The organism is Hydrogenophaga sp., assembly GCF_025699295.1.
In the GTDB taxonomy this organism is placed as follows: domain Bacteria; phylum Pseudomonadota; class Gammaproteobacteria; order Burkholderiales; family Burkholderiaceae_C; genus Hydrogenophaga.
In genome coordinates this window covers 1-19,774 of sequence record NZ_JAILWB010000003.1, presented here as the reverse complement: position 1 = coordinate 19,774, position 19,774 = coordinate 1, and the positions used below count along the sequence as shown (strand labels likewise).

The 19,774-nt window shown below is 66.5% G+C and carries 22 protein-coding genes and 1 riboswitch; of the genes, 17 read left to right on the top strand and 5 right to left on the bottom strand.

The features are described 5' to 3' along the window. Window positions 1-21: 21 nt before the first annotated feature. The gene (gene dnaA, locus K5880_RS03205) at window positions 22-1,440 is read right to left on the bottom strand and encodes a chromosomal replication initiator protein DnaA (RefSeq protein ID WP_297648570.1); all 1,419 of its coding nucleotides are present in this window, start codon (window positions 1,438-1,440) and stop codon (window positions 22-24) included. 234 nt (window positions 1,441-1,674) lie between these two features. Between dnaA and rpmH the strand changes: the two genes are divergently transcribed. The 7 genes from rpmH to K5880_RS03170 all read left to right on the top strand — a co-directional run bounded on the left by rpmH (window position 1,675) and on the right by K5880_RS03170 (window position 7,240). Continuing rightward, entirely contained in the window at window positions 1,675-1,809 is a 135-nt protein-coding gene (rpmH, locus tag K5880_RS03200) for a 50S ribosomal protein L34 (RefSeq protein ID WP_006299042.1), read from the top strand. Window positions 1,810-1,882: 73 nt separating this feature from the next. Further along, entirely contained in the window at window positions 1,883-2,302 is a 420-nt protein-coding gene (locus K5880_RS03195) for a ribonuclease P protein component (RefSeq protein ID WP_297649237.1), read from the top strand. Further along, window positions 2,292-2,582: a membrane protein insertion efficiency factor YidD gene (yidD, locus tag K5880_RS03190; RefSeq protein WP_297648567.1), complete on the top strand. Its 291-nt coding sequence runs from the start codon at window positions 2,292-2,294 to the stop codon at window positions 2,580-2,582. The genes K5880_RS03195 and yidD overlap by 11 nt, the downstream gene beginning before the upstream one ends. Further along, complete coding sequence (gene yidC / locus K5880_RS03185) at window positions 2,579-4,285, top strand: membrane protein insertase YidC (protein ID WP_297648564.1); 1,707 nt, start codon at window positions 2,579-2,581, stop codon at window positions 4,283-4,285. Before yidD ends, yidC begins: the two co-directional genes overlap by 4 nt. A gap of 153 nt (window positions 4,286-4,438) precedes the next feature. After that, window positions 4,439-5,845: a tRNA uridine-5-carboxymethylaminomethyl(34) synthesis GTPase MnmE gene (gene mnmE / locus K5880_RS03180; RefSeq protein WP_297648562.1), complete on the top strand. Its 1,407-nt coding sequence runs from the start codon at window positions 4,439-4,441 to the stop codon at window positions 5,843-5,845. Window positions 5,846-5,952: 107 nt separating this feature from the next. After that, on the top strand, window positions 5,953-6,444 hold the full coding sequence (locus K5880_RS03175) for a cyclic nucleotide-binding domain-containing protein (RefSeq protein WP_297648560.1): 492 nt from the start codon (window positions 5,953-5,955) through the stop codon (window positions 6,442-6,444). An 88-nt stretch (window positions 6,445-6,532) separates the two neighbouring features. After that, the gene (locus K5880_RS03170; protein ID WP_297648558.1) at window positions 6,533-7,240 is read left to right on the top strand and encodes a hypothetical protein; all 708 of its coding nucleotides are present in this window, start codon (window positions 6,533-6,535) and stop codon (window positions 7,238-7,240) included. 28 nt (window positions 7,241-7,268) lie between these two features. On the opposite strand, the gene K5880_RS03165 is transcribed toward K5880_RS03170, so the two are convergent. Together K5880_RS03165 and K5880_RS03160 are read right to left on the bottom strand one after the other, a co-directional pair. After that, entirely contained in the window at window positions 7,269-7,814 is a 546-nt protein-coding gene (locus K5880_RS03165) for an adenine phosphoribosyltransferase (protein ID WP_297648556.1), read from the bottom strand. A gap of 232 nt (window positions 7,815-8,046) precedes the next feature. Further along, window positions 8,047-10,032, bottom strand: coding sequence for a monovalent cation:proton antiporter family protein (locus K5880_RS03160; RefSeq protein ID WP_297648553.1), 1,986 nt, complete (start codon window positions 10,030-10,032; stop codon window positions 8,047-8,049). A 63-nt stretch (window positions 10,033-10,095) separates the two neighbouring features. On the opposite strand from K5880_RS03160, the gene K5880_RS03155 reads away from it, so the two are divergent. From K5880_RS03155 to K5880_RS03130, 6 genes are read left to right on the top strand one after another with little or no spacing between them, the layout of a single operon-like run. Further along, window positions 10,096-11,094: a KpsF/GutQ family sugar-phosphate isomerase gene (locus K5880_RS03155; protein ID WP_297648550.1), complete on the top strand. Its 999-nt coding sequence runs from the start codon at window positions 10,096-10,098 to the stop codon at window positions 11,092-11,094. Between the two features lie 11 nt (window positions 11,095-11,105). After that, entirely contained in the window at window positions 11,106-11,651 is a 546-nt protein-coding gene (locus K5880_RS03150) for an HAD hydrolase family protein (protein ID WP_297649235.1), read from the top strand. After that, complete coding sequence (lptC, locus tag K5880_RS03145) at window positions 11,648-12,319, top strand: LPS export ABC transporter periplasmic protein LptC (RefSeq protein WP_297648547.1); 672 nt, start codon at window positions 11,648-11,650, stop codon at window positions 12,317-12,319. Before K5880_RS03150 ends, lptC begins: the two co-directional genes overlap by 4 nt. 26 nt (window positions 12,320-12,345) lie before the next feature. Further along, window positions 12,346-13,161, top strand: a complete 816-nt coding sequence (locus K5880_RS03140; RefSeq protein WP_297648545.1) for an SDR family oxidoreductase — start codon at window positions 12,346-12,348, stop codon at window positions 13,159-13,161. Continuing rightward, complete coding sequence (locus tag K5880_RS03135; protein WP_297648543.1) at window positions 13,158-14,111, top strand: sodium-dependent bicarbonate transport family permease; 954 nt, start codon at window positions 13,158-13,160, stop codon at window positions 14,109-14,111. Before K5880_RS03140 ends, K5880_RS03135 begins: the two co-directional genes overlap by 4 nt. Before the next feature lie 11 nt (window positions 14,112-14,122). Next, window positions 14,123-14,425 (top strand): transcriptional regulator, encoded by a 303-nt coding sequence (locus K5880_RS03130; RefSeq protein WP_297648540.1) that lies wholly within the window; start codon window positions 14,123-14,125, stop codon window positions 14,423-14,425. A gap of 100 nt (window positions 14,426-14,525) precedes the next feature. Here the strand turns inward: K5880_RS03130 and K5880_RS03125 are convergent, their stop codons facing one another. Further along, window positions 14,526-14,927, bottom strand: coding sequence for an RNA-binding protein (locus tag K5880_RS03125; protein ID WP_297648537.1), 402 nt, complete (start codon window positions 14,925-14,927; stop codon window positions 14,526-14,528). 282 nt (window positions 14,928-15,209) lie between these two features. Beyond that, a riboswitch (SAM riboswitch) is annotated at window positions 15,210-15,285 on the top strand. 54 nt (window positions 15,286-15,339) lie between these two features. Between K5880_RS03125 and K5880_RS03120 the strand changes: the two genes are divergently transcribed. After that, window positions 15,340-16,509 carry a homoserine O-acetyltransferase gene (locus K5880_RS03120; RefSeq protein ID WP_297648534.1) on the top strand — a complete coding sequence of 390 codons (1,170 nt, stop codon included), beginning with the start codon at window positions 15,340-15,342 and terminating at the stop codon, window positions 16,507-16,509. Beyond that, the gene (gene metW, locus K5880_RS03115) at window positions 16,506-17,087 is read left to right on the top strand and encodes a methionine biosynthesis protein MetW (RefSeq protein ID WP_297648532.1); all 582 of its coding nucleotides are present in this window, start codon (window positions 16,506-16,508) and stop codon (window positions 17,085-17,087) included. Before K5880_RS03120 ends, metW begins: the two co-directional genes overlap by 4 nt. A gap of 4 nt (window positions 17,088-17,091) precedes the next feature. Here the strand turns inward: metW and K5880_RS03110 are convergent, their stop codons facing one another. Next, window positions 17,092-17,778, bottom strand: coding sequence for a transglutaminase family protein (locus K5880_RS03110; protein ID WP_297648529.1), 687 nt, complete (start codon window positions 17,776-17,778; stop codon window positions 17,092-17,094). A gap of 198 nt (window positions 17,779-17,976) precedes the next feature. Between K5880_RS03110 and K5880_RS03105 the strand changes: the two genes are divergently transcribed. After that, window positions 17,977-18,507: a chemotaxis protein CheW gene (locus K5880_RS03105; RefSeq protein WP_297648528.1), complete on the top strand. Its 531-nt coding sequence runs from the start codon at window positions 17,977-17,979 to the stop codon at window positions 18,505-18,507. 32 nt (window positions 18,508-18,539) lie between these two features. Next, the coding region (locus tag K5880_RS03100) for a methyl-accepting chemotaxis protein (protein WP_297648526.1) at window positions 18,540-19,774 on the top strand (1,235 nt) is incomplete at its 3' end.

Here is a 19,774-nt window from a genome sequence, read left to right as displayed (position 1 = left end):
ATTTTCGCCCTTTTTGCGGCCTCATCCCTTGAGTGTCTGTTCGAGCACGTGCAGCTGCTGGTTCAGTTCGGTGTTCTGCTGCCGCTCAGCACCGATCTTGCGCACCGCATGCAGCACCGTGGTGTGGTCGCGTCCGCCAAACAGCTCGCCAATCTCGGGCAGACTCTTCTGGGTCAGTTCCTTGGCAATGAACATCGCGATCTGGCGCGGCCGGGCAATGCTGGCCGGACGCTTCTTGCTGTACATGTCCGCGACCTTGATCTTGTAGAAGTCGGCCACGGTCTTCTGGATGTTCTCCACGCTGATCTGCCGGTTCTGGATCGACAGCAGGTCCCTGAGCGCATCGCGCGCGAGCTGGATCGAGATGTCTTTCTGGTTGAAGCGGGAATAGGCCAGGATCTTGCGCAGCGCGCCTTCGAGCTCGCGCACGTTGGAGCGCACGTTCTTGGCCACGAAGAAGGCCACTTCCTCGGGCATCACGGCGTTCTCCACGGCCGCCTTGTTGATCAGGATCGCCACGCGCATCTCCAGCTCGGGCGGCTCGATCGCCACCGTCAGGCCCGAATCGAAGCGCGAGACCAGCCGCTCGTGGATGTCGGCCAGGCCTTTGGGATAGGTGTCGCTGGTCAGCACGATGTGGCTTTTCTTGGCCAGCAGGGCCTCGAAGGCGTTGAAGAACTCCTCCTGGGTACGCTCCTTGTTGGCGAAGAACTGCACGTCGTCGATCAGCAGCAAGTCGAGCGAGTGGTAGCGCTCCTTGAACTCGTCGAAGGTCTTGCGCTGGTAGGCCTTGACCACATCCGAGACGAACTGCTCGGCGTGAATGTAGAGAACCCGTGCCTGTGGACGGTCGGCCAGCAGATGGTTGCCGATGGCGTGCACCAGGTGCGTCTTGCCCAGGCCGACGCCGCCGTAAATGAACAGCGGGTTGTACAACTGGCCCAGGCTGCCAGCCACGTGCATGGCCGCGGCACGGGCCATGCGGTTGGCCGAGCCTTCCACCAGGGTGGAGAAGGCCAGCGCGGGATTGAGCCGGGTCTTGGGTCCGCTGGGCGTGGCCACTTCCACCGGCGCCAGGTCGGGCAGCTCAGCCAGCACGGGGTCTTGCGCCATACGTGGGGCAGGCGACGTCCGGCTGGGCCCTTCGCGCGGAGCAAGCACCAACTCCAACACCACTGGCGTACCGTTTACGGCTTCCAGCAAGGCAGAGATGCGTGCTGCGTACTGGGCGCGGATCCAGTCCAGCTTGAAGCGATTGGCCACGGCAACGACCACCCGCGAGCCGTCCTCGGCCACGGTCGCGGACAGCGGCCGAATCCAGGTGTTGAACTGTTGTTCGGGGATTTCCTGCGACAGCCGGTCCATGCAGCTCGGCCACAGCGAGGGGGTGTCGGGCCGGGTGGCGGCCACGATGGCTTCAGGGGGTGTGCCCTCGATCATGCGGGAAGCGTCGGATGCGTTGGAGTTGTGGACAATTGTCTCGGGCAGACCCGGCATTGTAGTTCGGCGGAAAACTTATCCACAAGGCCCGCAAACCCTTGAATGGCTGAATTTTCCGGCGCTTGCCGCAGACCGGCGGCTTCAAGTGCCGTGCCCGCAGCCGCGGCCAAGTGCTTGCCGGGTATGGGTTTTATTTGCGATAATTGCGGGTTTCCCCGATTTCTACAGACCACCATGAAACGCACCTACCAGCCCTCCAAGATCCGCCGCGCCCGCACCCACGGCTTTCTCGTCCGCATGAAAACCCGCGGGGGCCGCGCCGTGATCAATGCGCGCCGCGCCAAGGGCCGCAAGCGTCTGGCCGTCTGAGGCCATTGCGCGTGTTCTGCCGGCGCCAGCCTGACCGGCTTCCTCGCCGCGTGACCCCATCGATTCTGCGGTGATCCAGCGGCTGCGGTCACGGCAACAGTTCCAGGCCGTCATGGCGGGAGCCCCCGTGGCCAAGACCCCTCACTTTGCCTTGCACCGTGCCGCGCTCACCAGCGCGCACGATGGCAGGGTGTTGTTTCCCGTGGCCGATGCCTGGCTGGGGGTTTTGCTGCCCAAGCGCTGGGCGAAACGCGCGGTCACGCGCAACACGATCCGCCGCCAGATCTATGAAACCGCGCGCCTGCGGGCCGGGAGCCTGCCCCAGGCGGCCCTGGTGGTGCGGCTGCGCAGCGAGTTCAGCCGCCAGCAATTCATCAGCGCCACCTCGGAGGTGCTCAAGCGAGCGGTGCGTGCCGAGCTGGAGCAGTTGCTGTCGCCCCGGTCCGCGCCGCGAGCCGCGAGCCGCTCCGTGGAGACCCGCGATGCTGTCTGACTGGCCTCGCCAGGGCCTGCTGGGGCTGGTCAAAGGGTACCGTTTGCTGCTCAGTCCCTGGCTGGGCAGCGCCTGCCGCTTCGAGCCGTCCTGTTCGGTCTATGCGATCGGGGCGCTGGAGCGCCACGGGGCCCTGGTCGGGAGTCGCCTGACGCTGGGCCGCCTGGTGCGCTGCCATCCCTGGTGCGAGGGTGGCCATGACCCGGTCCCCATGGAGCGCCCGGCGCTGTTTTCCCGCCTGATTTCTTCACCTTCCTGCGAAAAGAAGAACCCGTCATGAATGACATCCGTCGGTCCATCCTGTGGGTGGTTTTTGGTCTGTCGATGGTCCTGATCTGGGACAAGTGGCAGATTCACAATGGCCACCAACCCACCTTCTTCCCGGGCTCCGCGCCGGTGACCGCGCCTGCCGCCACCTCCTCCAGTGCCCCCGCGGCGCCCGCGGCCGACGCCAGCCTGCCGACGGCGAGCCAGGCGGCCGTGGCCGCTGGTGGGCAAGCGCCAACGACCGCCCCGAGTGCGGTCGCCCAGCGCTACGAGGTGAGCACCGATGTGTTCAAGCTCGCCTTCAACAGCGAAGGTGGTTCCCTGATCGGCGCCCAGTTGCTCAGGCACGCCGAAGCCACGCGCCAGAGCAAGGACCAGAGCGCGCAGCCCTTCACCCTGCTCACCCAGGGCGGCGAGCACATCTACGTGGCCCAGACCGGCCTGATCGGTGGCAGCTTTCCGACCCACAGGACGCCGATGACGCTGGTGGGTGCGCCCGTCAACATGGCCGACGGCCAGAACCAGCTGCAGGTGCGCTTCGAGTCCGCCGAAGTCGGTGGCGTGAAGCTGGTCAAGACCTACACGCTCACACGCGGCAGTTACGACATCGCGGTCGAGCACGAGGTGCAGAACCTGGGTGGCCAGCCGGTGAGCCCGCAACTCTATTTTCAGCTCGTGCGCGACGGCAGCACGCTCAGCAGCGAGACGCCGTTCTACTCCACCTTCACCGGCCCGGCGGTCTACACCGCCGAGAAGAAGTACCAGAAGGTCGAATTCGCCGACATCGAGAAGAACCAGGCCGAATTCGTGAAGTCCACCAGCGATGGCTATGTCGCCATGGTGCAGCACTACTTCGCTTCGGCCTGGCTGCTGGGCGACGGCGTGGCGCGGGACAACTTCGCGCGCAAGATCGACAACAACCTGTATGCCGTCGGCAGCATCACGGCGCTCAAGGCCATCGAGCCCGGGCAGAGCGAGCGCGTGCAGACGCGCCTGTTCGTGGGGCCGCAGGAAGAAAAGGTGCTGGAGACCATCGCTCCGGGCCTTGAACTGGTCAAGGACTATGGATGGCTCACCATCCTGGCCAAGCCGCTGTACTGGCTGCTCGAGAAGATCCATGGTTACGTGGACAACTGGGGCTGGGCCATCGTACTGCTCGTGGTGCTGATCAAGGCGGCGTTCTACTGGCTCAATGCCAGCGCTTACCGCAGCATGGCCAAGATGAAGAAGATCAACCCGCGCATCATGGAAATGCGCGAGCGCCTCAAGGGCAACCCGCAGGCGATGCAACAGGAAATGATGAAGATGTACCGGGAGGAGAAGGTCAACCCGCTGGGCGGCTGCTTCCCCATCCTGATCCAGATTCCGGTGTTCATCGCGCTCTACTGGGTGCTGCTGTCCAGCGTGGAGATGCGCAACGCGCCCTGGATGGCCTGGATCACCGACCTGTCCTCGCCGGACCCTTACTTCATCCTGCCGCTGGTGATGGCCGTCACGACCATGATCCAGACCGCGCTCAACCCGCTGCCGCCGGACCCGCTGCAGGCCAAGCTGATGTGGCTGATGCCGCTGATGTTCTCGGTCATGTTCTTCTTCTTCCCGTCCGGCCTGGTGCTGTACTGGATCACGAACAACGTGCTGACCATCGCTCAGCAGGCGGTGATCAACAAGAGCATGGGCGTGCCGCTGAAGTTCAGCATGCCGAAGTTCTCCTGACCCCCCTGCGCCGCTGACGCGGCTTCCCCCCTCGAAGGGGGGACGACACCTCGGGCCGGCGGGGCCGGACCCTTGGTGTCTCTGATGAGGGGCATGGCTTCTCTCGGTAAGGGCCTGCTTGCGCAGGCCCTTTGTCTTTTATGCTCGCTCGTTATGCTCGCCGCCTCGCGTGATCCCATCGTTGCCATTGCCACCGCGCCCGGACGCGGGGGCGTGGGCATCGTGCGGGTCTCGGGGCGGGGGCTGGCGCTGTTCGTGCAGGCTTTGCTGGGGCGAGCCTTGAAGCCGCGCGAGGCAACCTACCTTCCGTTCGCGGATGCCGTCGACCAGCCGATCGATCACGGCCTGGCGCTGTGGTTTCCCGGGCCACATTCCTACACCGGGGAGGATGTGCTTGAACTCCAGGGACACGGCGGGCCGGTGGTCCTGCAGTTGCTGATGGCGCGTTGCCTGGAGGTGGGACGCGACGTGCTGCCTGCCTTGCGGCCGGCGCGCGCGGGCGAGTTCACCGAGCGCGCGTTTCTCAACGACAAGCTTGACCTCGCGCAGGCCGAGGCGGTCGCTGACCTGATCGACGCCAGCACCGAGGCGGCCGCACGCAGTGCCTCGCGCTCGCTCGCGGGCGCGTTCTCCGCCCTTGTCCACGATCTGCGCGATGCACTGGTGAACCTGCGCATGCTGGTCGAAGCGACGCTGGATTTCCCCGAGGAAGAGATCGATTTCCTGCAGAAGGCCGACGCCACTGGCCAGTTGCAGCGCCTGCAGCAGGCGCTGGCGGACGTGCAGGCGCAGGCGCGCCAGGGCGCCCTGCTGCGCGACGGCCTGCAGGTGGTCATCGCCGGCCAGCCCAATGCAGGCAAAAGCTCGCTGCTCAATGCACTGGCGGGCGCGGAGCTGGCCATCGTCACGCCCGTTGCGGGCACCACGCGCGATGTGGTGCAGCAAACGATACAGATCGAGGGCGTACCCCTGCACGTGACCGACACCGCGGGCCTGCGCGACAGCCCCGACGTGGGCGAGGTCGAGAAGATCGGCATCGAGCGCGCCTGGGGCCGCATCCGCCAGGCCGATGCCGTGCTGTTCCTGCACGACCTGGGCCGGGGTGAAAACCAGGAGTACCGGGATGCCGATGCCTCGATCGCCGCCAGCCTCGCCGCAGCACTGCCACCGGGTGTGCCGGTACTGCACGTCTGGAACAAGCTGGACCAGGTGGACGGTCGCGTGCCCGATGGTGTGCGCGGACAGGGCGATGCGCTGGCCATATCGGCACGGAACGGCACCGGCCTGGAGGACCTGCGCCAGCGGCTGCTCGCGCTTGCCGGCTGGCAGCATGCGGGCGATGGTCTGTTCATGGCGCGAGAGCGGCATGTGCAGGCCCTGCATCGCGTGGGCGAACACCTGGATGCCGCCGCTGGCCTGCTGCGCTCGCGCGCCGAACACCTCGATCTGTTGGCCGAGGAGCTGAGGCTGGCTCAGCAGACCCTGAGCGGGATCACGGGTGAGTTCACCGCTGACGACCTGCTGGGCGAAATCTTTTCGCGTTTTTGCATCGGCAAATGAAGCCGAAAGTACCGCTCGGAGCCGCGCGGATACCGTCGAGAGTGCAACTGTAAGCGCGGGTAAGAACCGGCTTGCGCGCGGTGGCAGGGCGCGGTTATCTTGATCGCATGAACGCCCAGTTGCCCACGCCCGTGCGCTTTGACATCCAAGGTCTGGCCCAGTCCATGCGCCTGAGCAGCGCGCTGGACGCCGTGCCCCTGAATCTCAATGACAACCAGTGGCCTTTGCTGGCCAACTACCTGCAGCCGGTGGCCTTGCAGCAGGGGCAGGTGCTGATCGAGCAGGGCGTGAAGGACCGTACTGTCTATTTCGTGGAAAGCGGCACCCTGACCGTGCATTACGAGGATTCGCGCGAACGCGTGCGCATTGCCGTGGTGGGTTCAGGTTCTTTGCTGGGCGAGGGCGCATTCTTCAGTCACCTGCCACGCAGCGCCACGGTGCACGCGGGTAGCGACTGCCGACTCTGGTGCCTGACGCCGCTGCGTTTTCGCGAGTTGTCGACGCGCCACCCCGAGATCGCGCTGGACGTGACGGTGGCCATGTCGGCGGTGCTGGCGCGGCGCATGTACAACCGACCCAAACGGGTGGCCGTGACCTGAACCCGTTGGGGTTGCGTGCATTGATCAAGGTCCATTTGTGCCGTCTTTTCAATCCTATGCGCGCGCGCCTCTGGCGCACACTCTGCCCATGTCCTTGTTGAGCTGGCTACAGGCCAAGAAGTCCACCACATCCAGCAAGGGCGGACCGTTCACGCGCGCCCGCAACAAGTTCAGCCAGACCACGCTGCCGCTGATCTCGCCACGCCGCGGGCGCCGCATCCTGCGGCGTGAACAACTGTTCTCCGTGGTTCGCGAATCGCTCATCCGCGCCGGCGTGCTGTCCACCAGCTACGAATTCAAGGTGCTCACACTCGACGCCAATGGTGACAGCTTCCTGGTGCTGATCGACCTGGCCCTGCCCGCCCAGTCCATGCCAGACGAATACCTGCTCGAGATCGAGCGCTGGATCCAGCAGAGCGCCCGGACCCGGCACGAGATGGATGTGCGATCCGTCTACTGGCGTCGCAAGGCGGTGCACGATCAGGTCGGCATGGCACTGAAGGCCGCGGTTGCGGCTCAGACGCGGCGCGAGACTGTGCTGATGGCGCCCGGCATGGTGCCGCCGACCTCGCAGCCGGTGCCTCGCCCGACTGCCATTCCACGTCCCGTGCTCGCACCGGACAACGCACCCACGCAGCAGGTGGGTGACGACGAGGTGCAGGCCTTCAGGCAAGCGCTCGAAAGCGTGGCCACGCCGCCCTACCGTACGCCGGCAGAAGCACAGATGGAGATGCCGGTACCCGAGTCGCACAGTGACTTCGCGGCATTGAGCGAGACACAACACGGCAAGCTCTGACGCGCCGTGCCGTGCGAAGTGCCGCTGTTCAGTGGCCCGCGAAATCCAGCAGCGTGAACAGCGGCAGGCCCGACGCGCGAAGCTTCTCCGAGCCACCGAGCTCGGGAAGGTCGACGATGGCCGCGCCCTCCATCACGTGGGCGCCCAGCTTCTCCAGCAGCCGCCGTCCGGCCATCATGGTGCCGCCGGTGGCGATCAGGTCGTCGATCAGGACCACCCGGTCACCGGCCTTCACCGCGTCGGTGTGCAACTCCACCGTCGCGCTACCGTACTCCAGTTCGTAGGTCTCTTCCACCGTGGTGAATGGCAGCTTGCCCTTCTTGCGAATCGGCACGAAACCCACACCCAGTTCGTAGGCCAGCACCGAGCCGATGATGAAGCCGCGCGCGTCCAGTCCGGCCACCACGGACGGTCGCAGCGCCGGGTCCATGTAGCGGTGCACGAAGGTGTCGATCAGCACACGAAAGACCTTGGGGTCCTGCAGCAGTGGCGTGATGTCGCGGAATTGCACGCCGGGCGCGGGCCAGTCCGGCACGGTGCGGATATGGGACTTCAGAAAAGCGGAGGTGTCCATGGGCTCGGTCCGGAAGGGGACGCCCATTATCAATGGCGACAAAAAAACCCCGGCACGAAGGCCGGGGCGAGAGACCATGGCGACCCTGTACTTAGGCCATGGGCAGGAAGCAAGGCCGTGAAAAGGGCCCGTGGATTCATTGTGGTGGCCGCTGCCAGGCGGTGGTCCCGGTTCCCGGTGTGCGGCGCGCTGTGGCCGACGAAGTGCGTGGAGAGGGTGCGCCAACCGGATCTCAGCCCATCAGCAGCTTCTGTTCGGCCAGCGCCAGCGCAGGCGCCTTGCCGCTGATCACCACCGTGTCGCCGCCTTCGAAGACCGTCTCGTCCTCGAGTGGTTGTGGCCGTCCGCTGGCCCGGCGCAGGCTCACCACCCGCACGCCGACCGCGTGCAGGGCCAGGCTGCCCAGCGTCTTGCCGACGTTGCGCCCACCGGCGGGCAAGGTCACCGTGTTGAGCCGCTCGTGATCGATCTCGTCCACGCCGTCGTCGTCGGCGCCGTGGAAGTAGCCGCGCAGCAGGTTGTAGCGCGCGTCGCGCTGGTCCTGCACCAGGCGGATCACGCGCCGCATGGGCACGCCCACCAGCGCCAGGGCATGGCTGGCCAACATCAGGCTGGCCTCGATGGCTTCGGGCACCACCTCGGTGGCGCCCGCGGCGCGCAGCTTCTCCAGGTCGCCGTCGTCCACCGTGCGCACCACCACGGGGACATGGGAGGCCTGCGCGTGCGCATGGTGCAACACCTTGAGCGCGCTCGCGGTGTCCAGGTAGGTCACCACCACCGCGCTGGCGCGGTGCAGGCCGGCGGCCATCAGCGCCTGCAGGCGTGCGGCGTCACCGAACACGACCGAATGCCCGGCGGCGGCGGCCTGGCGCACGCGGTCCGGGTCGAGGTCGAGCGCCATGTAGGGAATGCCTTCGGTTTCCAGCAGCCGCGCCAGGTTCTGCCCGCAGCGTCCATAACCGCAGATGATCACGTGCTTGTCGGCGTTGATGGCCTTGCGCGCGATGGTGGTCATCTGCACCGACTGCATCAGCCAGTCGCTGCCGACCAGGCGCGTGACGATGCTGTTGGCGTAGAGGATGGCGAATGGCGTCGCCAGCATGGAGATCACCATGCTGGCGAGAATCGGGTTGAACAGCTGCGGCGGCACCAGGTTGTTCTGCCCCGCCAGCGTCAGCAGCACCAGGCCGAATTCCCCCGCCTGCGCCAGGTACAGGCCGGTGCGCAGCGCCACGCCCGTGGGCGCACCGAAGGCGCGCGTCAGCCCGGTGATGAGTGCCAGCTTGAACAGCACCGAGACCGACAGCAGCAACAGCACCAGGGGCCAGCGGTCCAGAACCAGACGCCAGTCCAGCATCATGCCGATGGTGATGAAGAACAGGCCCAGCAGCACGTCGTGGAAGGGCCGGATGTCGGTCTCCACCTGGTGCTTGAACTCGGTCTCCGAGATCAGCATGCCGGCCACGAAGGCCCCCAGCGCGAGCGAGAGCCCGGCGTGTTCAGTCATCCAGGCAAGCCCCAGCGTGATGAGCAGCAGATTGAGCATGAAGAGCTCGTCACTCTTGCGCCGAGCTACCAGCGTGAGCCACCAGCGCATGAGCTTCTGCCCTCCCGTGAGCAGGAGGCCCAGCAGCAGCACGGCCTTCATGCCGGCCCACGCCAGCGCGGGCAGCAACTCCTCGGGCTCGGCGGACAGCGCGGGAATGAGCACCAGCAGGGGCACCACCGCGAGATCCTGGAACAGCAGGATGCCCAACACGCGTTTGCCGTGCTCGGACTCCAGCTCCAGCCGCTCGGCCACCATCTTCATCACGATTGCGGTGCTGCTCATCGCCATCACGCCGCCAAGCGCCAGTGCGGTCTGCCAGGAGACGTTCCACCACGCTGGAAGCCACAACGCCAGGCCCAGCGAGGCCAGCGTGGTCAGCAGCAGGGTGAGCACCACCTGCGACAGCCCCAGACCGAACACGTGGCGTTTCATGGCACGCAACTTGGGCAGGCTGAACTCCAGTCCGATGACGAACATGAGGAAGACCACGCCGAATTCGGCCAGGTAGCGGATGCCGCCCGAGTCCTGCGCCAGGGCCAGCGCGTTCGGCCCGATCAGCACGCCCACCACCAGGTAGCCGAGCATCGGCGGCAGGCGCAGCATGCGGCAACCCACAACGCCCAGCACGGCGGCCAGCAGGTACAGCAGGGCGATGTCGAGCGAATTCATGCGGCGATGGTACTGGCTGCCCGCGCGGCGCAAACGGAGGGGGTGGCGGCGATAATGCCCCGCATGAGCCTGCCTTCCACCTTCGACCCTGCCCGGGCCCTGGCCATGGCGCAGGAGACCCTGAGCATCGAGGCGCAGGCGGTGACCGCCGTGGCCCGGCGCATGGACGACACTTTCGTGCGCGCAGTGGCGCTGGTGTTGGGCGTTTCCGGGCGCGTCGTGGTCATGGGCATGGGCAAGAGCGGTCATATTGGCCGCAAGATCGCCGCCACGCTGGCGTCCACCGGCACGCCGGCCATGTTCGTGCACCCGGCCGAAGCCAGCCACGGCGACCTCGGCATGATCACCCGCTTCGATCTGGTGCTGGGCATCAGCAACAGCGGCGAGAGCGAGGAGCTCACCGCCATCCTGCCCCTGATCAAGCGCATGGGGGTGCCGCTGCTGGCGATCACCGGCCGCCGCGACTCCACCCTGGGCCGCCACGCCAGCGTAGTGCTGGATGCCTCGGTGGACAAGGAGGCCTGCCCGCACAACCTCGCGCCCACGGCCAGTACCACCGCGCAGCTCGCGCTGGGCGACGCGCTGGCGGTGGCGCTGCTCGACGCGCGCGGCTTCAAGGCCGACGACTTCGCGCGTTCGCACCCGGGTGGCGCGCTCGGTCGCAAGCTGCTCACCCATGTCGGCGACGTCATGCGCAGCGGCGATGCGGTGCCCCGGGTAGGACCGGGTGCCGGCTTGATGGACCTGATGCGCGAGATCAGCGCCAAGGGCCTGGGCATGAGCGCCATTGTCGACACCGAACAGCGGGTGCTGGGCATCTTCACCGATGGCGACCTGCGCCGTCTGATCGAGAAGACCGGCAGCAGCGCCGACCTGCGATCGATGGTGGCGCGCGACGTGATGCATCCCGACCCTCGCACCGTGCGTTCGGACGCGCTGGCGGTGGAGGCGGCCGGCCTCATGGAAGCCAGCCGCATCACCAGCGTGCTGGTGGTGGGCGAAGATGGCCGACTGCAGGGCGCGATCAACAGCAACGACCTGATGCGCGCGAAGGTGATCTGAGCGTGAACCCCTTGCGCCCCGTGCTGAACTTCCCGCCTGCCCTGCTTCTGCGCGCCCAGCCGGTGCGCGTGCTGTTCCTCGATGTCGACGGCGTGCTTACCGACGGCAGCCTGTACTTCAGTGAAGCCGGTGAAACCCTCAAGCGCTTCCACACCCTGGACGGCCACGGCATCAAGCTGCTGCAGCGCGCCGGCATTGCCCCTGCGGTGGTCAGCGGGCGCGACTCGGCGGCGTTGCGCGCGCGCCTGTCCGCACTGGGCGTCGTGCACCTGCGCCTGGGCACCGAGGACAAGGCGCCCGCGGCCGAGGCCATCCTGGCCGAACTGGGCCTGGACTGGAGTGCTGCCGCGGCCATGGGCGATGACTGGCCCGACCTGCCGCTGCTGCGCCGCGCCGCGCTGGCCATCGCGCCGCCCACGGCGCATGCCGAGGTGCTGGCCGTGGCGCACCATGTCACTGCGGGCGCGCCGGGAGCTGGCGCGGTGCGCGAGGCCTGCGATCTGTTGCTGATCGCCAGTGGCAGCTACGCGCAGGCACTGGAGGCGGCCTCGCGGTGAGCACCTCCGACCCGCTCGACTTCTTCGACGACGTCGACCAGACGGCCGTCGTGCCCCGCGCGCCGCGGCGCAAACGCCAGCTCATGGACCGCCTGTCCATCTACCTGCCGGTGCTGCTCATGGGCCTGCTGGCCCTGGCGTCCTACTGGTTGCTGCGGGCAACGCCTGCGCCCGCGTTGCCAGCGCCACCGCAGCCGGTGAGCAGCGAGCCCGACTACTTCATGCGGCAGTTCTCGGTCAAGGCCTTCGACGCCCAGGGCGAACTCCGGACGCAGGTCTCCGGGGTGGAGGCGCGCCATTTCCCGGCCAGCGACACGGTGGAGATCGACATGGCGCGCATCCGCCACATCGGGGAACAGGGCCTGCCCACGCTGGCCCGTGCGCGCCTGGTCACGACCAACAGCGACAACACCGAATTCGTGCTGGAAGGCGATGCCGTGGTCGTGCGCGAGGCAGGCAACGACGCCCAGGGAAATCCCCAGCCGCGGCTGGAGTTCCAGGGCGAGTTCCTGCATGTCTATCTGGAGCCTGATCGCATCGTCTCCGACCGGCCGGTCACCTTGTTGCGCGGCAGCGACCGCCTCGTCGCGGACACCCTTGACTACAACGCAGAGAATCAGGTGGCGCTGTTCAAGGGCCGCGTGAAAGTGCAGCTGGTGCCGCGCTGAACGGACACATTCCTCCAATGCCCGTCATGCCAAGCACCCACACCCCGCGATCCCGCAGCGACGCTCCACTGGTATTCATCACCGGCGCTTCCAGTGGCATTGGTCAGGCGCTGGCGCTGCGTTTTGCGCAAGCCGGCTACCGGCTCGCGCTGGTGGCACGCCGTGCGCGGGAGATGCAGGCCTGGGCCGATGCCCGGGCGTTCGACGCGACCGAATGCCGCGTCTATGGCGCGGATGTGGCTGACACCGACAGCATCGCAGCTGCCGGGCAGGCCTGCCTGGCCGAGCAGGGCGTGCCCGACGTGGTGATCGCCAATGCCGGCATCAGCGTCGGCATGGACACCTGCGAGCGTGCCGACATCGACGTGATGGCACGCACCTTCGCCACCAACAACACCGGCCTGGCCGCCACCTTCCATCCCTTCTTGACCGCGATGGCCACGCGCGGCAGCGGCGTGCTGGTGGGTATTGCCAGCGTGGCTGCCATCCGCGGCCTGCCCGGCCACGGCGCCTACTGCGCCAGCAAGGCGGCCGTGGTGGCCTATTGCGAGAGCCTGCGCGGCGAGTTGCGCAGCAGTGGCGTCGCGGTGGTCACCCTGCTGCCCGGCTATGTGGATACGCCACTGACGCGCCAGAACCGCTACAGCATGCCGTTCCTGCTGAGCGCCGAGACCTTTGCCGATCGCGCCTTCAACGCCATCCGGGCGCGTTCCAGTTACCGTGTCATTCCCTGGCAGATGGGTGTGGTGGCCAAGTTGCTGCGCCTGTTGCCCAATGCCCTGTTCGATCGCCTGCTCTCGGGCCGACCGCGCAAGCACCGCCAGGGCGAAGGTCGCACGTGACACTCGACGTCGTCGTCCTGTTCTTCCTGCTGGGCGTGTTTGCCCGCCTGGTCGGGAGCGACTTGCGACTGCCCGAGCCGCTGTACGAGACGCTGTCCATCTATCTGTTGCTGGCCATCGGACTCAAGGGCGGCATCGAACTCTCAAGGCAGCCCTGGCTTGAGTTGCTGCCGCAGATGCTGGCCTGCATGGGCCTTGGACTCGCCATTCCCTTTGTGCTCATGCCCGTGCTGCGTTTGCTGGGGCTGTCTCGAGCGGACGCGGCCGCCATGGCGGCGCACTATGGCTCAGTCAGTGTGGTCACCTTTGCCGTGGCCAGCGCCTACCTTGCCGCGCACGGCGTGCCGGCTGAGTCCCACGCGGCGCTGTGGGTGGCCATCATGGAAGCTCCGGGCATTGTTGCCGGCATTTTGCTGGCTCGACTGGGTGCCGTGGATGCGGCCGGCCGGCCCCAGCGGGTGGCCTGGGGTGCGCTGGCGCACGACGTATTTTTTGGCAAGTCGGTGCTTTTGCTGGCGGGCGGCCTGTTGATTGGCGCCGTCATGGGAGAGGCGGGCACCGCACCGATCGCGTCCGTGTTCAGTCTGCCTTTCAAGGGCCTGCTGGCCTTGTTCCTGCTGGAACTCGGGCTGGTGGCTGGCGGACGCCTGGGCGAGCTGCGGCGCCACGGCCTTCGCCTGCTTGCATTCGCCCTCATCGCCCCCCCGCTGCTGGCCGTGGCGGGCGCGCTCACGGGGTTGGCACTGGGCCTGAGCGTGGGCGGTACCGCGCTGCTGGCCACCCTGGCCGCCAGCGCCAGCTATATCGCCGCGCCCACGGCCATGCGCCTGGCCGTCCCCGAGGCGAACGCGGCGCTGTCGATCACCGCCGCGCTGGGCGTGACCTTTCCCTTCAACATCGTCATTGGCGTGCCGCTGTACCTGCAGCTTGCGCGCATGCTGCACGATTGAGGAGTCGCACCATGGACAGACATTCCCGCCAGCTGCTGGTCATCATCACTGAGGCGGTGCTGGAAAAGAGGCTGGTGGCCGACGCCTTGCGCATCGGTGCCCAGGGCTACACCGTGCACGACGTTCGCGGGGGCAGCCGACTGGGCGCGCGCGAAGCACTGTGGGAGGCAGATCGCAGCATCGAGGTCAAGATCGTCTGCTCCGCCGATGTGGCAGACCAGGTGGCCCAGCATGTTCTGGCCACGTATGCGCCGGATCACGCGCTGTCGCTGTATTTCGCAGATGTGACCGTGGTACGCGGCGAAAAATACTGATCTCCTGCACCCGGGGCGGTGTGCCCATGAAAAAAGCCCTGAGGCATCGCCGCAGGGCTTTGTTTGCGCATCGACCGCTCAGGTCGACGGGTGCGGGCGATCAGTAACCGCCGCGGCCACCACCGCCACCACCTTCACGACGGCCACCGCCGCCGTAGGGGCTGCGGAAACCGCCTTCGCCACCACCACCACCACCAAAGCCGCCGCCGCCACTGCGGCCGCCGCCAAAGCCGCCGGTGCGCGGGGGACGCGCTTCCATCGGGCGGGCTTCGTTGACCACCAGGCTGCGACCGCCCAGGGACTGGCCGTTCATGCCTTCGATCGCGGATTGCGCTTCTGCATCACTGCCCATTTCCACGAAGCCGAAGCCCTTGGAACGGCCGGTTTCGCGCTCCATCATGACCTTGGCGCTGTTGACAGAGCCAAAGGCGCTGAAAGCCTGCTGCAGATCTTCGTCGCGCACGGTGTAAGGCAGGTTGCCCACGTACAGTTTGTTGCCCATGGATGGGACTCCTAATAACACTGAGAAAAATAGCGATGGAGCCCCGTTAGCACACAAAAACCTGTAGCACGCGAAACCAACCGATCACTTGTCAAAACGAGCGCTTTCCACGCTCGCCGGAGGATTATGCGCTGAATGTCCCGCAAACACTAACTATTTTTCAGGATGTGCAAAGCCGGCCGGGGGTCGATGCGCGGCTACAACAGGGCTGTCCAGGCACAGGGGAAACCCGTGTCGGGACCCTTCGGGCCCGGCTGCACATGCCTTGTGCTTCAACTTATACTTGTGCCCAGCGCCGATTTGATCCAGATTGCGGGCGCTTTAAAAATGCCGCTAAAGGGGAGATTCCCGGTCTCGCTTTTGGCGGCGCCGGGTTTTTTTATTGGGCGGGTGCCGCCCGCAGGACAAGGCCTTGATCGTCACGCCCCAAACCTTTCACTTCGCCGAACCGCTCGCATTGCGCTCCGGTGCCGTGCTTCCTGCCTACGAACTGGTGGTGGAAACCTATGGCACCCTCAATGCCGAACGCTCCAACGCGGTGCTGATCTGCCACGCGCTCAATGCGTCGCACCACGTGGCGGGCTGGCATGCCGACGCGCACGGCCAGCCGCTGGCGCGCAGCGAGGGCTGGTGGAACAACATGATCGGTCCTGGCAAACCGGTCGACACCGACCGCTGGTTCGTCATTGGCGTCAACAACCTGGGCTCGTGCTTCGGCTCCACCGGCCCGACGCATGTCAACCCCGCCACCGGCACGCCCTGGGGGGCTGACTTTCCAGTGGTCACGGTCGAGGACTGGGTCGATGCCCAGGCCCGGCTGCTGGACCTGATGGGCATCGAGACCCTGGCTGCCGTCATGGGTGGCAGCCTGGGCGGCATGCAGACGCTCAGTTGGACCCTGCAGTACCCCGAGCGCGTGCGCCACGCGGTGGTGGTCGCCAGCGCACCCAATCTCACGGCGGAAAACATCGCCTTCAACGAGGTGGCGCGCCGCGCCATCGTGACCGATCCCGACTTCCATGGCGGCCACTACCTGCGCGAGGGCACGCTGCCCCGGCGCGGCCTGCGCATCGCCCGCATGATCGGCCACATCACCTACCTCAGCGACGACGTGATGAACGAGAAGTTCGGGCGCTCGCTGCGCTCGGCCGATGGCGAAGACCCCGCCGCCGTGGCCGAACAGGCCTACCGCTACACGACGCAGGATGTCGAGTTCCAGATCGAAAGCTACCTGCGCTACCAGGGCGACAAGTTCAGCGAGTACTTCGACGCCAACACCTACCTGCTGATCACCCGGGCGCTCGACTATTTCGATCCCGCGCGCTCGTTCGACGGCAACCTGACGGCGGCACTGGCGCGCGCCCGGGCTCGGTTCTTGCTGGTGAGCTTCACAACGGACTGGCGCTTCTCGCCCGCGCGCAGCCGCGAGATCGTCCGGGCCCTGCTCGACAACAGGCGCGAGGTCAGCTACGCCGAGATCGACGCGCCGCACGGCCACGATGCCTTCCTGCTCGACGACCCGCGTTACCTGCATGCGGTGCAGGCCTATTTCGAACAGACCGTCGGGGGGACGCGGCCATGAGCGAGAAACCCGTGATGGAGTCCATCGCCCGCCTGGTGCCGCCTGGTTCGCGCGTGCTGGACCTGGGCTGCGGCGACGGTGCGCTGCTGGCGCATCTGCAGGCCACTCGCGCGTGCAGTGGCTACGGTGTGGAGATCGACGACGCCAAGGTGCTGGCCTGCATGCGGCGCGGCGTCAGCGTGCTGCAGCTCAACCTGGAAGACGGGCTGACCATGTTCGAAGATGACGCCTTCGATGTTGTCTTGCAGATCGATACCCTGCAACACCTGCGCAACGCGGAGACCATGCTGCGCGAAACCGCGCGCGTGGGTCGCGCGGGCGTGGTGGCCTTTCCGAACTTCGCGCACTGGCCGAACCGCCTGCACGTGCTGCAGGGGCGCATGCCAGTGACCAAGCGCCTGCCCTACCAGTGGTATGACACGCCCAACATCCGTGTCGGCACGCATGCCGACTTCGAGGTGCTGGCGCGGCGCAATGGACTGACCATCGAAGACAGCTTCGGCCTGCACGAAGGCCGCGAAATCCGCACCTGGCCCAATCTGCTGGCCAGCACGGCGGTGTTCCGCTTCTCGAGCTGAGCGCTTAGCCCCGAGCCGCTTCACGCGCGGCATCGGCCGCAAAATCGCCCTCGGCCACGTCGCTGGCCGTGGGCATGTCGGGATAGATCTCACGGAACGCGGCGCGCAGTTGCGCCAGCGGCAGGTCGTCGAAGGCGCCGCGCTCGTTCACGTACTCCATGTGCTGGCGGCCTTCCCGGTCGAACGGGTGATAGAGCGAATCGCGCTCACCGTCAAACTCCAGCGGCAGCAGGCCGAACTTTTCGCACAGTTCGATGTTGAACGCGGGCGTGGCCTTGCGCCAGGCGCCATCGAGCCACAGCGAGGTGTAGCCGTGCCAGGCGAACACGTCGGTCTTCATGGTGTTGCGCAGGCGCTCCGTGGACAGGTGGTTGCGCACGTCGGCAAACCCCAGCCGGGCCGCAATGCCTTGCGCGCGGCACACCGCGGCCAGCAGCACCGCCTTGGGCACGCACCAGCCATGCCCTTGTTCCAGCACGCGGCTGGCACTCATGCCGGTATCCGACAGGTCAATGCGGTAAGGGTCGTAGCGCACGCGGTCGCGCACCGCCAGGTAGAGCGCCACGGCCCGGTCGCGCGGGTTGCCGCCACGGGCATGCTCGGCCGCGAAGGCCTGCACCGCGGGGTGGTCGGACTGGATCCAGGGCGTGGCGGCCAGGTGCTGCGGGCCGGGCGCGGTATCGATGGGCATGGGACACAAGGTAGCAGATGAGTGGCAGCCCTGGCGACGCCGCAGGGACAGCTCGGGTTGGTCAATATGAGAACTTTTGAATTCGTTTCCGGTGCCGCGCGCCGGAATGCGGCGGGTTTGTCCGCTTTTTTCCGACTTCAGCCGCGCCGCTGCCGGCCGATAGTCCTTGGACCAACCTGTCAACCGAGGACCGATCCCATGGACATGCGCAACGACGCCTCCCCAATTGCCCGCCCGGACAGCGCGCGGGCCGCCGCGGCCCAGCAGGCCAGCGCCGAATTCCTGACCTTCCGCCTGGGCGGCGAGGAATACGGCATCGACATCCTGCGCGTGCAGGAAATCCGCTCCTACGAGGAACCGACCCGCATTGCCAATGCGCCCTCGTTCATCAAGGGCGTGGTCAACCTGCGCGGCGTGATCGTGCCGGTGGTGGACCTGCGCATCAAGCTCGGCTGCGACAAGGTCGAATACAACGGTTTCACCGTGGTGATCGTGCTCAACGTGCACGGCCGTGTGGTGGGCGCGGTGGTGGACTCGGTCTCGGATGTGCTCGAACTCGCGGGTGACCTGATCAAGCCCGCGCCCGAAATGAACACCAACGTGGACACCACGTTCATCACCGGTATCGCCAGCGTGGGTGAACGCATGCTGATCCTGATGGACATCGAGGCCCTCATGTCCGGCAGCGACATGGGTCTGATGGACACCACCACCCAAGCCCTTCAATAAGCCGGCTGGCATCCCCACGAGGAGAACCGATCATGAAAGACAAGACCCTTCGAGAAAGTTCGGTCGCGCGCCGCGTGGCGCTGCTGGCTGTTGTCCTGCTGGCGTCGGTGCTCGCGCTGATCAGCGGCGTGCTGTCCGTGGTCGCCGAAAGCTCCTCGCGCGAGCGCACGGTGGAATGGGCGGGCGACAAGGCGGTGTCCGTCGCCAACTCGGTCGACGCATTCGACGCCACGGCCCGCCTGATGACCGAACGCGCGTTCAAGCCGTTCCGCCAGAAGTTCGCCGACAAGTTCGAACTCGACACACAGGCCAACATGCTCAAGAGCTGGGGCATGTTGCTCAACAACGACTTCTCCGAAGTCGACACCTTCAACCGCACCAACGGTGGCGTGGCCACCATCTTCATGCGCAAGGGCGACGACTTCGAGCGCGTCAGCACCTCGCTGAAGAAGGAAAACGGCGAGCGCGCCATGGGCACGTTGCTCGCGCGTGGGCATCCGGCCTATCCGCTGATGCTCGAAGGCAAGAGCTACACCGGGCGCGCCGTGTTGTTCGGCAAGCCGTACATGACGCATTACGAAACCATGAAGGACGAGGCCGGCAAGGTGGTCGGCATCCTCTTCATCGGCTTTGACATCGCCGACTTCCAGGCCTCGCTGGACAAACTGGTCGACGAAGCGCGCTTCTTCGAAAGCGGCGGTACCTACGTGATCGATCCACGCCAGTCCAACGCCGAAGCGGTGTTTGTCTCGCACCCCACCGCCGCAGGCAAGAAGGTGCTGGAGGTCAACCCCGGCGCGGACGCGATGCTGAGCGAGCTGCGCGCATCGCCCAGTGCTTTCGTGCGCAATGCCGTGCCGCTGCTCGGCGCATCCATCCAGGACCCCTGGGTGGCCAAGCGCGAAGCCAAGGCGGGCGGCTGGTGGGTGGTGGCCGAGGTGTCCGACACCGAAGCCATGGCCAGCCACTGGCGCACCATCTATGCGTTCTGGGCGCTGCTGGCCGGCGCCACCTTGGCGCTGGGCGTGGGCCTGTTCCTGCTGGTGCGCCGCAACGTGAGCCAGCCCCTGGCCCAGCTGACGTCGGCCGTCACCACGGTGGCCCAGGGCGACTTGAGCCAGGCCTTTGAGTCCTCGCGCAGCGACGAAATCGGTCGCCTGGTGCGCGAGGTGGAAACCATGCGCCAGCGCTTCTTGGGCATGATGCGCGAGCTGCGCAGCGCGACGGACAGCATCAACACGGCGTCGGTGGAGATTGCCTCGGGCAA

Bases quoted from the DNA above. Each gene is read 5' to 3' on its own strand.
- yidC (WP_297648564.1), top strand. From the start codon at position 2,579: ATGAATGACATCCGTCGGTCCATCCTGTGGGTGGTTTTTGGTCTGTCG.
- K5880_RS03125 (WP_297648537.1), bottom strand. From the start codon at position 14,927: ATGGGCAACAAACTGTACGTGGGCAACCTGCCTTACACCGTGCGCGAC.
- metW (WP_297648532.1), top strand. From the start codon at position 16,506: ATGAGCGAGAAACCCGTGATGGAGTCCATCGCCCGCCTGGTGCCGCCT.
- K5880_RS03170 (WP_297648558.1), top strand. From the start codon at position 6,533: ATGTCCTTGTTGAGCTGGCTACAGGCCAAGAAGTCCACCACATCCAGC.
- yidD (WP_297648567.1), top strand. From the start codon at position 2,292: ATGCTGTCTGACTGGCCTCGCCAGGGCCTGCTGGGGCTGGTCAAAGGG.
- K5880_RS03110 (WP_297648529.1), bottom strand. From the start codon at position 17,778: ATGCCCATCGATACCGCGCCCGGCCCGCAGCACCTGGCCGCCACGCCC.
- rpmH (WP_006299042.1), top strand. From the start codon at position 1,675: ATGAAACGCACCTACCAGCCCTCCAAGATCCGCCGCGCCCGCACCCAC.
- K5880_RS03140 (WP_297648545.1), top strand. From the start codon at position 12,346: ATGCCAAGCACCCACACCCCGCGATCCCGCAGCGACGCTCCACTGGTA.
- K5880_RS03155 (WP_297648550.1), top strand. From the start codon at position 10,096: ATGAGCCTGCCTTCCACCTTCGACCCTGCCCGGGCCCTGGCCATGGCG.
- K5880_RS03175 (WP_297648560.1), top strand. From the start codon at position 5,953: ATGAACGCCCAGTTGCCCACGCCCGTGCGCTTTGACATCCAAGGTCTG.
- K5880_RS03130 (WP_297648540.1), top strand. From the start codon at position 14,123: ATGGACAGACATTCCCGCCAGCTGCTGGTCATCATCACTGAGGCGGTG.
- K5880_RS03160 (WP_297648553.1), bottom strand. From the start codon at position 10,032: ATGAATTCGCTCGACATCGCCCTGCTGTACCTGCTGGCCGCCGTGCTG.
- mnmE (WP_297648562.1), top strand. From the start codon at position 4,439: ATGCTCGCCGCCTCGCGTGATCCCATCGTTGCCATTGCCACCGCGCCC.
- dnaA (WP_297648570.1), bottom strand. From the start codon at position 1,440: ATGATCGAGGGCACACCCCCTGAAGCCATCGTGGCCGCCACCCGGCCC.
- K5880_RS03165 (WP_297648556.1), bottom strand. From the start codon at position 7,814: ATGGACACCTCCGCTTTTCTGAAGTCCCATATCCGCACCGTGCCGGAC.
- K5880_RS03105 (WP_297648528.1), top strand. From the start codon at position 17,977: ATGGACATGCGCAACGACGCCTCCCCAATTGCCCGCCCGGACAGCGCG.